The organism is Algibacter sp., assembly GCF_039977455.1.
Classification (GTDB): Bacteria; Bacteroidota; Bacteroidia; order Flavobacteriales; family Flavobacteriaceae; genus Algibacter_B.
Window position 1 is genome coordinate 104,157 of sequence record NZ_JBDWDG010000012.1, and the last position, 14,712, is coordinate 118,868.

The 14,712-nt window shown below is 33.0% G+C and carries 12 protein-coding genes and 1 tRNA gene; 5 read left to right on the forward strand and 8 right to left on the reverse strand.

Going from position 1 to position 14,712, the window contains the following annotated elements; genetic code table 11:
• Positions 1-15: 15 nt before the first annotated feature.
• From mltG to dapF, 3 genes are read right to left on the reverse strand one after another with little or no spacing between them, the layout of a single operon-like run.
• Complete coding sequence (gene mltG / locus ABJM36_RS03530; RefSeq protein ID WP_348449241.1) at positions 16-1,059, reverse strand: endolytic transglycosylase MltG; 1,044 nt, start codon at positions 1,057-1,059, stop codon at positions 16-18.
• A complete protein-coding gene (locus tag ABJM36_RS03535) occupies positions 1,060-1,584 on the reverse strand; it encodes a GNAT family N-acetyltransferase (protein WP_348449243.1) in 525 nt (174 codons plus the stop codon). It abuts the gene before it with no gap.
• On the reverse strand, positions 1,581-2,354 hold the full coding sequence (gene dapF / locus ABJM36_RS03540; protein WP_348449245.1) for a diaminopimelate epimerase: 774 nt from the start codon (positions 2,352-2,354) through the stop codon (positions 1,581-1,583). Before dapF ends, ABJM36_RS03535 begins: the two co-directional genes overlap by 4 nt.
• 311 nt (positions 2,355-2,665) lie before the next feature.
• On the opposite strand from dapF, the gene ABJM36_RS03545 reads away from it, so the two are divergent.
• The 3 genes from ABJM36_RS03545 (at position 2,666) to ABJM36_RS03555 (ending at position 6,474) form a co-directional block, all read left to right on the forward strand.
• The gene (locus tag ABJM36_RS03545) at positions 2,666-4,072 is read left to right on the forward strand and encodes a trypsin-like peptidase domain-containing protein (protein WP_348449247.1); all 1,407 of its coding nucleotides are present in this window, start codon (positions 2,666-2,668) and stop codon (positions 4,070-4,072) included.
• Positions 4,073-4,238: 166 nt separating this feature from the next.
• Entirely contained in the window at positions 4,239-5,687 is a 1,449-nt protein-coding gene (locus ABJM36_RS03550; RefSeq protein ID WP_348449249.1) for a glyceraldehyde-3-phosphate dehydrogenase, read from the forward strand.
• Between the two features lie 157 nt (positions 5,688-5,844).
• A complete protein-coding gene (locus tag ABJM36_RS03555) occupies positions 5,845-6,474 on the forward strand; it encodes a tRNA (guanine-N1)-methyltransferase (RefSeq protein ID WP_348449251.1) in 630 nt (209 codons plus the stop codon).
• A gap of 57 nt (positions 6,475-6,531) precedes the next feature.
• Here ABJM36_RS03555 and ABJM36_RS03560 read toward each other — a convergent pair whose 3' ends face one another.
• From ABJM36_RS03560 to ABJM36_RS03575, 4 genes are all read right to left on the reverse strand, one after another.
• Positions 6,532-7,833 (reverse strand): leucine-rich repeat-containing protein kinase family protein, encoded by a 1,302-nt coding sequence (locus tag ABJM36_RS03560; protein WP_348449253.1) that lies wholly within the window; start codon positions 7,831-7,833, stop codon positions 6,532-6,534.
• A gap of 262 nt (positions 7,834-8,095) precedes the next feature.
• Positions 8,096-8,177, reverse strand: a tRNA-Tyr gene (locus ABJM36_RS03565).
• Between the two features lie 174 nt (positions 8,178-8,351).
• Positions 8,352-11,084 (reverse strand): TonB-dependent receptor, encoded by a 2,733-nt coding sequence (locus tag ABJM36_RS03570; protein ID WP_348449255.1) that lies wholly within the window; start codon positions 11,082-11,084, stop codon positions 8,352-8,354.
• Between the two features lie 28 nt (positions 11,085-11,112).
• A complete protein-coding gene (locus tag ABJM36_RS03575; RefSeq protein WP_348449257.1) occupies positions 11,113-11,979 on the reverse strand; it encodes a GLPGLI family protein in 867 nt (288 codons plus the stop codon).
• A 191-nt stretch (positions 11,980-12,170) separates the two neighbouring features.
• Here ABJM36_RS03575 and ABJM36_RS03580 point away from each other — a divergent pair, with 191 nt between their 5' ends.
• Together ABJM36_RS03580 and ABJM36_RS03585 are read left to right on the forward strand one after the other, a co-directional pair.
• Positions 12,171-12,950, forward strand: coding sequence for a hypothetical protein (locus ABJM36_RS03580; RefSeq protein ID WP_348449259.1), 780 nt, complete (start codon positions 12,171-12,173; stop codon positions 12,948-12,950).
• A 4-nt stretch (positions 12,951-12,954) separates the two neighbouring features.
• Positions 12,955-13,569 (forward strand): deoxynucleoside kinase, encoded by a 615-nt coding sequence (locus ABJM36_RS03585; RefSeq protein ID WP_348449261.1) that lies wholly within the window; start codon positions 12,955-12,957, stop codon positions 13,567-13,569.
• Between the two features lie 115 nt (positions 13,570-13,684).
• Here the strand turns inward: ABJM36_RS03585 and ABJM36_RS03590 are convergent, their stop codons facing one another.
• The gene (locus ABJM36_RS03590; protein WP_348449263.1) at positions 13,685-14,683 is read right to left on the reverse strand and encodes a phosphatase domain-containing protein; all 999 of its coding nucleotides are present in this window, start codon (positions 14,681-14,683) and stop codon (positions 13,685-13,687) included.
• Between the last annotated feature and the right edge of the window lie 29 nt (positions 14,684-14,712).

Here is a 14,712-nt window from a genome sequence, read left to right on the forward strand (position 1 = left end):
CCGCCCAAAAACGCACTATTTATTAATACCTTGAGAAGATAAATAACGCTGATATTCTCTAGCGTTTACATTATGTTGAGCTAAGGTTTTAGCAAACTTATGGAATCCAAAACGTTTGGCATCGGCAGCAAAATATAAATACTTATGCTTTTCATAATTTAAAACCGCATTAATGGCCGATATATCAGGCATAGCAATAAGCCCTGGAGGTAAACCTCTATTTTTATATGTATTATAAGGCGAATCAATATCTTTATGCACATTAAGCACCCGTTTTATAACTGTATTTTTATATTTTGGAAGTTGATATGCCGCAAATTTTAAAGTAGGATCTGCTTGAAGTGGCATTCCTATACGTATCCTATTCATATAAACGCCTGCAATTCTTGGTTGTTCTGAAGCCTGTTTAGATTCTTCGTAAACAATAGATGCTAAGGCAATAACTTGATCTTGAGATAAACCAATGGCATTTGCTTTTTTAATTTTAGAATCGGTCCAGAATCGCTTGTATTCTTTTAACATACGTGCTCTAAAAGCCTCGGCAGAGGTATTCCAGAAAAACTCATAACTATTAGGCAAATACATGCCCAAAGCCGTAGCCTCCTTAAAGTTATTTTCGCTTAAAAATGCGGTGTCCTTCATAGCATTTAAAAGCGCTATACTATCTGCTTCTATTTCTTTTGAAACACGACCTGCTAATTTTTCGAGTGTACTTTGATTATTAAAGGACACTTTTATTGGTAAATTTTTGCTTCTAATCGAGTTTATAATATCGTTATTGGTCATGCCCTTTTTAATTTCGAAACGACCAGGCTTTACATATTTGGTATACTCTTTACGCTCGGCCAAATCATCAAACGAATCTATATCATCCAACAACGGTTCTAACTGTGCTCGAACATCTTGATAGCTTGCTCCCGTTGGCACATAAATATATGCGCTTTCGTTATTAAAAGCTGTGTTTGGTTTTAACATGGCTTTATAAACAAAATTGGCAAAAAATGCAGCCACAATAAGGCCAATTACTACAATTGCTAAGAGGATTTTTTTTATATACATTTAATTATTAATAAGCTGATATAAGTATTCATTTTTAAAAGAACCATTTACATAATTCCATTCCTTTTTTAATCCTATTTCTTTAAAACCTTGTTTAGAAAACAGTTTTATACTGGCTTCATTGTCTTCTGAAATATTACAATATAACTGATGTAAATCTAAATGTCTAAAACTATAATTGATTAATAATTTTAAAGCCTCACGACCATAACCCTGTAATCTATCAGTAGGTTCTTTAACCAAAATACCAACACCTGCTCTTTTGTTTTTAAAATCGAAATCGAATAAATCAATCATACCCAATGCTACATCATCATAACTTGAAATAACCAATCGTAATTGTTTTACTTCAAAAATATCTTTGTGTGCATGCTCTAAATATTGTTTGATTAAAAATCTAGAATATGGAGTTTGGGTATTACTTATTTCCCATATAGACTCATCGTTTTCAATGGTATGAATAAAGTCTAAATCTTCCGGCTCTAAAGCACGTAAATATATGTTTTCGCCTTTTAGAGTAATCATATACTACCTTTAAACACCAATTTTGCAGGACCACTTAGCCATACGTTTTTATAAACGCCATTCTCAACATTAAAACTCACTTTTAGTTTTCCACCTTGAACGTTTAAATTAACTATGTTTTTTTCAGTTTCACCAATATAATGCATAGCAATAGCTACTGCTGTTACTCCTGTTCCGCAAGATAAAGTTTCGTCTTCTACCCCGCGTTCGTAAGTTCGAACTCTAAAATCTGTATCCGATTGTTTTTTTACAAAATTAACATTAGTACCAGCCTCATTATATGGTTCGCCATAACGGATATTAGCGCCTTTGGTTTTAATATTGAACTCCTCAATGTCCGTTTCAAATTGTACATGATGTGGTGACCCTGTATTTAAAAACACATGGTCTTTATCAGTTTCGATTTTAGAAACATCTAGCATCTGTAAATTTACGATATCGCCTTCTACACTCGCATGGTGCAAACCATCAATGGCTTCGAAAACGGCTTTATTTTTTATAACGCCCAATTGCTTAGCAAAAGCCACTAAACAACGCCCTCCGTTACCACACATAGTACTTTCGTTACCATCGGCATTGTAATACACCATTTTAAAATCGTGTTCTGGATGGTTTTCTAACAAAATTAGTCCGTCGGCTCCTACTCCAAATCGTCGGTCGCATAAAAAAGCAACGCGGTTGGTATTGTTTTTATCGAATGTTTGCTGACGATTATCAATCATCACAAAATCGTTTCCTGTTCCTTGGTATTTATAAAATGTCTGTTGCATAATCAAGCACAAAGATAAAGAAGTGTTTTAAATTTTTTGGGGTAATATTAAAGCTTGTTATTTTTTACTGCACATTATTAACAGGTGCGCTAGGGATAGTAATGAAAAGCCCACAGGGAGGCACGACCGCGGACTTGTAATGAATAGCCCGACCCTTGTGGTAGCGCCCAAAATATTGATTTTTTTGATTGTTAAATGAGCGTTAAAATTGGCGTTAAAAAAAGTTAAAACGAATTTATATATTCAATAATTAATTAATTTTAATCGTTAAATAGATTGAAATAATTTTAAAACATACAAGATTAACCTATATGAAAAAGATTTTAACATTAGTATTTGTATCGGCATTAGGTGGTATAATCACCTTAGGAACGTATAAGCTTTTTTTAGAAGAAAAGCAACCTGTTGTTATTGCTGCGGCTGAAACGGAATCCCCTACTTTTTTACCAACAAGCAATACGCGACCTTTATTTAGCGCGGAGGATAAAATAGATTTTACTATAGCTGCCGAAAACACTGTAAATGCGGTTGTACATGTTAAGAATGTAACAATAAGTAAAGGCGCATACACCATGCAAGATTTGTTTTCTGGAAGATCTTCTGAACGTGCCCAAACAGGGACAGGCTCTGGTGTTATTATTAACGCCGATGGTTATATAATTACAAATAATCATGTTATTAAAAATGCCCACGAACTGTCGGTTACTTTAAATAACAACAAAACGTATACTGCTGAACTGGTTGGTGCAGACGAAAAAACAGACATTGCACTTTTAAAAATTGATGCCGATGAGGAGTTGCCGTATGTAACTTTTGCAGATTCTGATAACGCTAAAATTGGCGAGTGGGTATTGGCCGTTGGTAATCCTTTTAATTTAACATCGACCGTTACAGCAGGTATTATTAGTGCAAAATCTAGAGATTTATCGGGCACAAGCAGACAGTCCTTTATTCAAACAGATGCTGCTGTTAACCCAGGTAATTCTGGTGGTGCTTTGGTGAATACCAATGGGGAGTTGGTAGGCATAAATACAGCTATAACATCGCAAACAGGATCGTACGTTGGATATTCCTTTGCAGTGCCTAGTAACATTGCTAGAAAAGTGATTGAAGATATTATGGAGTTTGGAAACGTCCAAAACGGTATTTTAGGAATTCAAGGAGGCGCCTTAAATAGTATTAATGCTGAAAAAATTGGCGTTACAGATACCGAAGGTGTTTATATTGATGATGTAGTTGAAGATTCTGGTGCTGAAAAAGCGGGTATTAAAAAAGGTGATATTATTAAGGAAATTGACAATATTAAAGTATCTAAATTCTCTGATTTAACAGGGCATTTAAGTGCTAAACGACCTAATGATGTAGTAAACTTAATAGTTTCTAGAAATGGTGATTTAAAATCCATTCCTGTTACACTAGCAAAAAATGACACATTTACAATGCCACTAGTTGGAAGAATTAAAGATGCCAAGGCTAAAGACCTCAAGAAATTTAATGTTACCTATGGGGTTAAGATCACAGAACTTAATGAGCAATATGCTGATTACTGGAAAAAGAATGGTATTGAGCAGGGTTGTATTATTACCTCGATTAACGATATAAAAGTTAAAAATGTTGAAGATGTGCAACGGGCTTTAAAAAATCAATCGCGTTATGAAACTTTAAGACTAGAAGTAATTAACTCGAATGGCGATTTAGAACGCTATAATTTTAGATAAATCTTAAATTATGATTTAAATTCTGAAATCAAGTTCCAATATATTTTATTTAACCCTTCAAATTAAGTTATTATTTGAAGGGTTATTTTATTCGTTAAACTGCTTTACGAAAACGTTTGAAATATGGTATTTTAGCTAAAACACCACAAACTAAACTGAATATAATATGGGTTCTAATAAAACTTATGAAAAAGAAATAGCATTTCAGGCTGATCGTAGAAAAGCAACCGTAGAATTTATAAAAGCCGTAAGCGATTTATGGTATGACAAATCAATTGAATTGGTACTCTTTAGAAATCAACTTATAGATAGAAATGTGAGTCAGATTTTAAACCTGCACGAATACGCCGGTAAATTTGTACAAAAACCAATTTCTATTTTTGATTCGGTAGAAATTGCGCAGGCAATAAAAGCGCTTAACATCCCTCCTGCCAAATTAGATATTGGAAAACTAACTTACGAATATCATTTGGACGATAACAAACGTAATAATGCCAAGGCCTTTGTTTCTCACAAACTAAAAGATGCGAGTAAAAACGGAGGCATTGAACCAAAAGACGTTATTCTTTATGGCTTTGGTAGAATTGGTAGATTGGTTGCTAGAGAACTTATGACACGCACCGGAAAGGGAAGTCAATTACGCCTTAGAGCCATTGTTACTCGTGGTGTTATTAATGCCAAAATACTAGAAAAAAGAGCTTCGCTTTTGAGAAACGATTCGGTACATGGCGATTTTTCAGGTACGGTTACAATAGATACGAAACAAAACGCATTAATTATAAATGGAACAACAGTGCACATAATTTCGGCAAATACTCCAGAGGATATCGATTACAATAGGTTTAATATCAATAATGCCTTAGTTATTGATAATACTGGTGCCTTTAGAGATTATGAAACTTTGAGTAAACATTTAAAATCTAAAGGCGTTGAAAAGGTGCTACTAACCGCCCCAGGAAAAGGCATTCCAAATATTGTTCATGGCGTAAACCACAAGGCACACACCCCCGATAAAGTGAATATATTTTCGGCAGCGTCTTGCACAACAAATGCTATAACCCCTGTGTTAAAAGTTATTGAAGATAATTTTGGAGTAAAAAGCGGCCATTTAGAAACAATTCATGCCTATACAAATGACCAAAACTTAGTAGATAATTTTCATGCTAAATACCGCCGAGGAAGAGCAGCAGCCCTTAATATGGTAATTACCGAAACTGGAGCTGGAAGTGCCGTAGCCAAGGCGTTACCAAGTTTGGAAGGCAAACTAACGTCCAACGCCATTCGGGTTCCTGTACCAAACGGATCGTTAGCCATTTTAAATCTAGAGTTAGAAAAAGAAACATCGCTTGAGGGTGTAAATTCTATTTTAAAAAAATATGCCTTAGAAGGCGATTTAGTAGAACAAATTAAATTTGAATTGAGCGACGAGCTTGTTTCCAGCGATATTGTTGGGAGCTCTGCTCCATCAATTTACGATAGCAAAGCTACCATTGTTCGAAAAGATGGAAAAAACATCATTTTATATATATGGTATGATAACGAATATGGTTACAGTCATCAAGTTATACGGTTAGCAAAATATATTGCTAAAGTTAGACGTTTTACTTATTATTAATACCCATATAATTTAAATGCATTTCTTATAATCTTTTTTAGGATTTGAATCGTATATAAACTAGCCTCATTTTTATGAGGCTTTTTATTGATTTTTAATCAATTAATAAAGTATATTTTTTAAATTCGCAAACCACATACAACCAAAAACATTTAAAATGAATCCTATCAAAACTTTATGTTTACTATTATTTAGCTGTTTAATAAGCTTTCATTCATTTTCTCAAACCAATACTGAAGACGACGACCAATTATCCTTATATAAAGGCACAATTGATAATCAATTTGAATATATTCTTAAAAAATCTGGTAACTTTAAAGGCACTAACGGTCAACCTTACGAAGCCGTAAAACGTAGTATGTTACTTGCATTACGTGCTCATACTATGGACTCTTTAAAAACGGTACATAAAAATTTAGCTGAAACTAAAGCGGTAGTTTCGTCACAAGCAAAAGAAATTTCGGCATTAAAAGAGAATCTTTCAAACACCCAAAAAGATTTAGAAACAACTAATTCTGAAAAAAACAATATGGCACTTTTTGGAATGCAAATGAGTAAAACAAACTACAATGTGCTAATGTGGTCTATTATTGGTGCTTTATTAGCTTTACTCATTTTATTTATTTATAAATTTAAAAATAGTAATGCTATTACTAGAAAAGCAAATCATAATTTAGCTGAAATTGAAGAAGAATTTGATGAGCACCGCAGAACAGCTTTAGAGCGCGAACAAAAAGTGAGACGCCAATTACAAGACGAAATTAATAAACAGAAAAAAGGAAAATAATTTCTTATTTCTATAATTATATTAAAATCTGTAATTTAAAATTACAGATTTTTTTGTTTAAAACGTATCTAATAACTCTGAAATCTCTAAGAAACTAGGTCGCGATTTAACACCTAGTTTAGTACAATCGTCAATGAGGTTTACCCATTTATTTCGTAAGGATTCATTGATAGTATTCTCATTAACAAGGTTAAAAACATCTTCTAATAAACACCCATAAGCTCTAACTTCTACACGTTCTATATTATGTGCTATTTCAGAATTTACATTATAAAAACTAGCTGCACCAAAATCGCCTAAAAAACAATCTGCTGTTTTATTAACTAAGATGTTATGGGCATAAAAATCGCCATGGTTAATACCTTTTCCGTGTAACTGTGTACTTACCGAAGCCATACCTTTAGCTATTTTTAGTAATTCGGTAGCTGTAAAACTTGCTGATTCATCAAACACATCTCGTGTACATGTTTCTAAACTTGGAGGATTACCTAAATTATTATAATTAGAGGCTATAAGCTCCATTATTAAGGCACTCTTAGCTTCCGGATGATTTTTAATTTTACCTAAAACAGGTATTAAATTATTATGGTTTCCTGCGGCAATTGAGGCGTCCATTTCATCTTCGGGTAAACCATCGCTAGTAACATCGCCTTTAAACACTTTTATAGCAACATCCTTTTGTTTTTGTTCCCATCTCGCCTTAGAAATTACCCCAGAAGCGCCTTCGCCAATTAATGTTTTAATAGTGAAGTCCTCCCAATTAAAAGATTCTAAATCGTTGTTAAATGGAATGGAGGATGCGGCAGGGTTTCCTCCAAAAGCCACCCACGCCAATTTAGGCAATTGGAATAACCAATTAGGAATAACCTTTAGATGGTTTGCCGAAATACGTAAAAGTTCTAAATTTAGGCAGTTTACCATTTCTGCTGGTAATGTTTCAATTTCATTACCGGATAATGCACATTTCCGTAGTTCTATTACATTACCAATACTTTTTGGTAATTCTTTAATTTTGTTATCTGTTAAAATAAGCCAACTTAGTTTAGGAGGAAATGCATTCTCCGGAACTGTTGTAATTTGATTAAATTTAAAACCGATCATATATAACTCAGGACAACGTGATAATACCGAAGGAAAAGCAGTAAACTTATTATTTGCAAAAAATAAAATTCTTAATTTCTTAAGTTTGGCAAAACTATCTGGTAAGGTCGTTAGGTCATTATCAGATAAATCTAAAACTTCTAAGGTATCGGCTAGGGTTATAATTTCTTCCGGAAATGTTTTTAAACCACAGGCTAATTTTAATCTTTTAACTCCAATTAACCGTCCAGATTTTAAGGCTTCTAAGGTATGTGTCATGAATATAAGTTCTGAGTGTAAATCTAACTTAATGGTCTTGATTTTACCAGGATCATCGCTATTGTAGATTTAATTAATTGGCTTAAGTTTAAGATGTTTTTTTTGTATTAACAGGACTAAATATCCTAGTTACACACTCTTTAAAATGAATAGTAAGACTGTTACCACAGCTTACTTTTTTGTTCTCAGATAAATCCTAAAACAGGTTTTAGACTTTTATAGAAACAAAAAAAGTCTGCCAAAGCAGACTTTTTTTGTTAAGTGGGGAGAGCAGGATTCGAACCTGCGAAGACGTAGTCAGCAGATTTACAGTCTGCCCTCGTTGGCCGCTTGAGTATCTCCCCAAAACTGACCGCAAATATATTATTGTTTCTTAATTCTGCAAAGATAAAATGAAAAATTTAATATATTTTTTTGTTTTTTTCTTGCTACGCATATTTCAGAATTAAAAGACTAAGAAACATTCAGTCTTTAAAATGACACCCCGAATAGTAACTCAGGGTGTCTAACTCATTATATTACAACTCGTAACGCACTCTAAGTGTTATAAATCGAGGTTGAATAAAAGTCTCTGAACTAAAAACCGATAAATTTGTAGCACTATTTTTCACTCTAGAATCTATATCTAATAAATTAGTGGCTTTTAAGACATATTCCCATTTTGAGTCTTCACTTTTTCTATAAGCTAAAGAAGCATCCCATGTTTTAAAAGATTGAGATGGATTTACACCATCGTCTTGATTACTATAGGTAAAATCGGTATCGAAGGTGAGCGACTTCCAAATGTAAGCATCAAAATTTATGGAGGGCGCATTAGTAACAAACTTAGTAGAACTAGATCCTTGATTATTATTTGAAATACTATAACGGTATCTTAACCTTACATTTGGAGCTTCTCTAAAATTAGTTCTTAACTCTGGTGTATAGCTTTGTGTAAATTGCTCGTTTAATGACTGCTGCCCTTGAATAAACTGATTAATTTTACTAAAGTTTAAACTCGTTGAAATTCCCGCTTGTAATTTCCCAAAGGTACGTTGCACGCGTCCGCTTGCCGACACACTTTCATCTGCAAAATTAGAATTGAAAAAGGTACTTGTTCTAATTACATTTTCAAAATCTGTAAGTCCTCGTATTTGGTCGATATTTTTATTATAAGAAAGTCGTGCATACACATTGGTATAATTAAACAAGTTAAAGCTACGGTAAAACAAACTCACGTTATGAGATAAGGCATTTTGCAATTCTGGTTCTCCAAATTGAATACTGCTAAAGCTATTAAACACTAGGCCTTGTGCCAAACTTGTAACATCGGTAAACTGATTTTGCATTTGATAGCGCAAAGTTAAACTTTCGCTTTTTTTAAGCTGAATTCGAGTTTCAAAATCTGGTAATAACTTAAAGAAGTTATCGTCATACGTTTCACCAAACTGCGTATTCTTATTTCCGTAGGCATGTAAAGAAAACCCAGGTGTAATTGTAAATTTCCCAGCTTTTAAAGTATAATGGGCTCCTAAATACACATCGGTAAAATTATATTCGGTATCATTTGTTGCCAAACCATCATTAAAAGTTGGCGTTGGCACAAACTGCGAATCGTCTTCTAAAAATTGAAAGATATTTGAGTTAAATTCTTGTCTGCTATAAATAGTTCCTAATGTAAAATTGATATTACTTTTAGCATTAAGAATATTGTAATAATCTATTTTAGCATCAACTTGATTGGACTTAATACGTTTATTTTGACCTATATCGTAATAATCTAAATTAGTTAAAAATCCTATAGCTTCAGCAGTTGTATCAAAAGCATCATTATCTTCATCCTCGTTATTATCAGGATCATTTACCAACAAGGCATTATAAAACGGGTCTTCGTTTTTAATTAAATGCTGACCTTCAAATGCAAAAATATTAGTTTCGTTCAATGTGTAATAATAATTTAAACTTTGACTAATGCTAAAAGGTGTAGCTTCATCTAACTGCGTGGTGCTACCTAGCACAGAAGAAAACAAATTTTGATTTTGAGAATCTTTTGAGAATCGCCCTAAAATATCATAATCTAATTGATTATTAACATTAGGTTTATAAGCGGCACTAAGTTTAATTAAACCTTGGTTAGAACGCTCTTCGCTATTTTGCTCGGTAGCTTCGTCTGGAATCCCTAAATCGGAATCGGTATACTGCACAAAACTTTTTTCTTTTGATAAAATATAACTGCTGTTAAAAATAGCAAAACCACTAAGGTCTAAATTTTGGTTGGGTGAATAACTAAAATTTGTTGCTGCCAATTTATTTTTAACCTCTAACGCATTGTTTTGGGAAGTTAAAAAATTAAGACTATTATTTCCTAAACTAATACTGGTTCCGCTGCTTCTACTTGGTGCTCTAAAACCACCACCAAAACCACGAAGATCTTCTCGTGTTAAAGCCAAATCGCCTGTATTATTTAAATCGCCAATAAAATTCAAGCTAAACTTTGGGCTATAATAAAACAATTTTGGTTGAAGGATATAAAGTTCATCGTCGGTAGAGGTTCCTCCTCCTGCGGTAATATTACCAAACCAAAAATTCTCCTTTCCTTCCTTAAGTTTTATATTAATGGCAACATTATCTTGATTATTAGTAACGCTACTTAATTGTCCAACCTCTGAAAAATTACGGAGTACTTGAATTTTATCAACTGCATTTGAAGGTATATTTTTAATACCTAATTTGGTATCGCCATCAAAAAAGTCTTTTCCATTTACCATTAATTTACTAACAACATTCCCTTCCACTTCAACTTGCCCGCTATCATTAATTTCAACACCTGGGAGTTTTTCTAAAACATCTTCAAGTTTTCTTTCGGTACCGTTTTTAAAAGAATCTGCATTGTAAATTAAGGTATCACCCTTTACCGTAACAGGCATTTCGTAAGTTAACTCTATCGCATCTAAGGCATTGTCTGCCTCTAAAACAATATCTTTAATGACATCATTATTAGCGGTAGTAATGGTTTCGGTATAGGTACTCATTCCAATATAACTTACTTGAATATTATAGGTACCATTTTTAGACAAATTTATTCTGTAAAGCCCTGCCTGATCGGTAATACCATAAGACTGTAACGTTTTTGTTTCTTGATTAATAGCTATAACATTGGCCAATTCTAATGGCGCGCCAATACTATCCCTTACAATGCCTTCTAATTTAATTTGAGCCATTGCACTATTAGCGAAGCCAATTAAAACTATTATTATGAGTTTTTTTATCATTATTGATTGATTGTAAATATTAAAAAAATTAACGTCTTCCGCCGCCTTGTCTTCCGTTTCCTCCACCACGATTGGCTCTAAACTCTTCCATTTTTTTAGTCACAATCTCTTTGTACTCCGCTTGTGTAACCACAGATCCTTTTTTAGGAGCTTTAATTTCAGTTTTTTCTTCTGGATTTATTACAATTTTAGAGCAAAGCATAACATTATCACCAGCATTTACTTCTAAAATTAAACCTGGCAATCCCCAATAATCTGCTGGCCCTTGGCTAACAGGTATTTGTGGGGTGTACCATGCTACAACTTCAACTATTTCAGGTTCATTTTTATTAGTTTTGTTTTCGGTTTCATCACCACTGTTTTCATTGTTATTTGGTCTTGGTGGTCCAAATCCTACTTCATTAGATACTTTTTTAGCAGTAGCCTTAAAACATAAATATTGACCAATTTGTTTGGTTTCTTTGCCCATAACCCACTCTAGTGGCTCCATATCTTCTTTTATTAAAAACTGCTTTCCAAAGAACTCTTGGTCCTGTAAATACACCTTGTCTTTAATATTTTTATACTGGGGTCCAGGTGCAAAGCTACTTGCAAACCCTCCAAATCCTCTTCCCGAACTTACTGGAGACGATAGTTTTTCGTCTTCAACAAAAATAGACTCTTCTTTATTAAAGGTTAAAACATAGGTTTTTTCTAACATTGACTTAAAGCGTGTTTCTAATTCTTTTTTACGCTGTTCAGTCATTTGTTCTCCGCCTCTATTAAAACGACTCAAATCCATAGTTGTTTTAGAAAAATAGTAGGCTTTACCTTGAAATTCTTGTTGTGCTTGTAACGATACGCCAACTATAAAAATAAAAATAAGCGTAAAAACTGTAGTGTTATTGTTTTTCATTATCAAATTATAATAAGATTATACTTTAAACCAAAAGTAGTTATTAAACTACGGTTTAGACCCTATAAAAGCCATACAGTTTAATCTAAAAAAGTTAATATTTAGTTAAATTAAAATAATAAAGAAAGCTAACTGCGATTTATTAACAACCCGCTTAATACTGGTTTGATTTTTGTATTTTTCAACCTGCAATGAAATACACCTATTACATTTTTCTTTTCTTCCTCGTTTCCATTAACGCTCAAGAAACTATGGCTATTAAGCTTATAGATACTTTTAACATAAATACAGCTAACCTAATTTCGGTCAATAATTTTAACACTATTTTTTATGCTAACACTAATGTTCTTCATAAGAAAACAGACATTAAAACAATAACTTACAGCAACTTACAACTGGGCAACCTAACTTCCGTAAATACTTTTAACTCCTTAAAGATCAATTTATTATACAAAGATTTTAATACAGTAGTAATTCTTGATAATCGATTATCCGAAATATATAAAATAGATTTTAGCACGCTATCGCCTTATAAAAACGTGACCCATATAGCTACCGGTTACGATAATACCATATGGATTTTTAATCAAGATTTACAAAAACTAGAATTGTTTGATTATAAAACCAAAACCACGCGTGCTCAAACGGTACCGGTACAAAGCGACGTTATAGATATAAAAAGCAACTACAATTTTTGTTGGTTACTCACTAAAAACTATCTATACACCTATAATTATTTTGGAAGTTTAATAAAAAAAACTAAAAACTTGGGCTATACCTCTTTTGACCAAAGCAATGAAAACATCATTTTAAAAAGGAATAATGCCTTATTTTATATACAAAAAGACAGCGATAAGGCTATCCCCATCGCTACATCAAATTTATTAATAAATCAGTTTTTTGTAGTCAATGAAACCTTGTATATTTACGCCAATAATGTCCTAAATAAATATCAACTTAAAATAAAGTAACACCATGCATATTGCTATAGCCGGAAATATTGGCGCTGGAAAAACAACACTTACAAAATTATTAGCAAAACACTATAATTGGGAAGCTCAATTAGAAGATGTGGTGGACAACCCATATTTAGATGATTTTTATACCGAAATGGCACGTTGGAGTTTTAACCTTCAGGTTTATTTTTTAAACAGCAGATTTCGTCAAGTTTTACAAATTCGACAAAGTGGAAAAGACATTATTCAGGACAGAACCATTTACGAAGATGCGCACATTTTCGCACCCAACTTGCACGCAATGGGGTTAATGACCAATCGCGATTTCGAAAACTACACCTCACTTTTCGAACTCATGGAATCCTTGGTAAAAGGGCCTGATGTATTAATCTATTTACGCAGTTCTATTCCAAATTTAGTATCACAAATCCATAAACGCGGTCGCGATTACGAAAATACAATAAGTATTGATTATTTAAGCAGACTTAACGAACGCTATGAGGCTTGGATTCATGGTTATAATAAAGGAAAACTACTTATTATTGATGTCGATAATCTTAATTTTGTAGACAATCAAGAAGATTTAGGACATGTCATAAACACTATTGATGCGGAAATAAACGGCTTATTCTAATTCTTTTAGACGCAACCACACTAGTAGCTTTTTATACAGATTAGACCGAAATGGAAAGAATTCCAACATATTGGTGTATACTTAAGTGTTCTGTTTACCTTACAAAAAACTTAATCTATTTTACAAAACCATGCGCTTTAGCATGAACTATAACAGCATCAGCATGCTCTATCATTAAAACCGGAATTGTTTTAAAGCCATCAAACAACGCCTTGACACGTAACTTTTTCTTTTTATGTTTTACGCTTCTTAAATAAATGGCCAAAATCCTGCCTGGGAAAGCCTCTGCGACTTCCTTGTAAATATAAGGATCATGCTCTCCAATATCTCCTATAAGGATAAACTTTAAATTCGGATATGTTTTTAAAATATTAACAATCTCTTTATGCTTTTGCGGTTTTTCACCTTTTCTTTTTTTAGCAAAAGGTCTAGGAAAACTCCTTAAAATTATAGGCCCTTTAGGGAAATTATTTTTATTTAAAAACAATTCTAAATACCTATACAAATTCCAAGGACTATGACTCACGTAAAATATAGGATTAGCTTCCTTCCCTGATTTACCGCGATGCAATAATTGGTAAAATTCTGGCGCACCTTCTAACGGCAAGCGCTTCCCTGCCGAAGTAAGAAGGGTATTAAATAAAACACGCCATTTTAAAATAGAGGTTAAACCGGTGTGTAAAATCGTATCGTCAATATCACTTACAACTCCAAATTCTGCATTTTTTGAAGGAATAAGCATTTCACCAGGAAATCTATTTTCAGATTGAATAGTTCTTTTTAATTGTGGTGTATTATACGAAAACTCCAGTGGTAACCAACCTTCTGTATTAGCATATTCATATAAATTTTCCACTATTTCGTTTAATAAAAAATAACCTTTATTATTTGTTTTTGTATAATAAAACTTATCCTTTCCTATTTTAACACGAAGCTCCGTATTATTAATTTCGTCGGTTTCAAAACGCTTCCATGCATTAAAAAGAAGCTTAAAAGCCCCTTGCTGTTCTAGATTTATACTTTCATCTTCTATGGCGCGCCCTCTTAAATACAAATGATTCGAGGTTCCGTAGGTTTGAAATACTATTATTTGAAGCGGATCTTTCTTAAACATAAGGGTTTAAAAATACAAAAAACCACGCG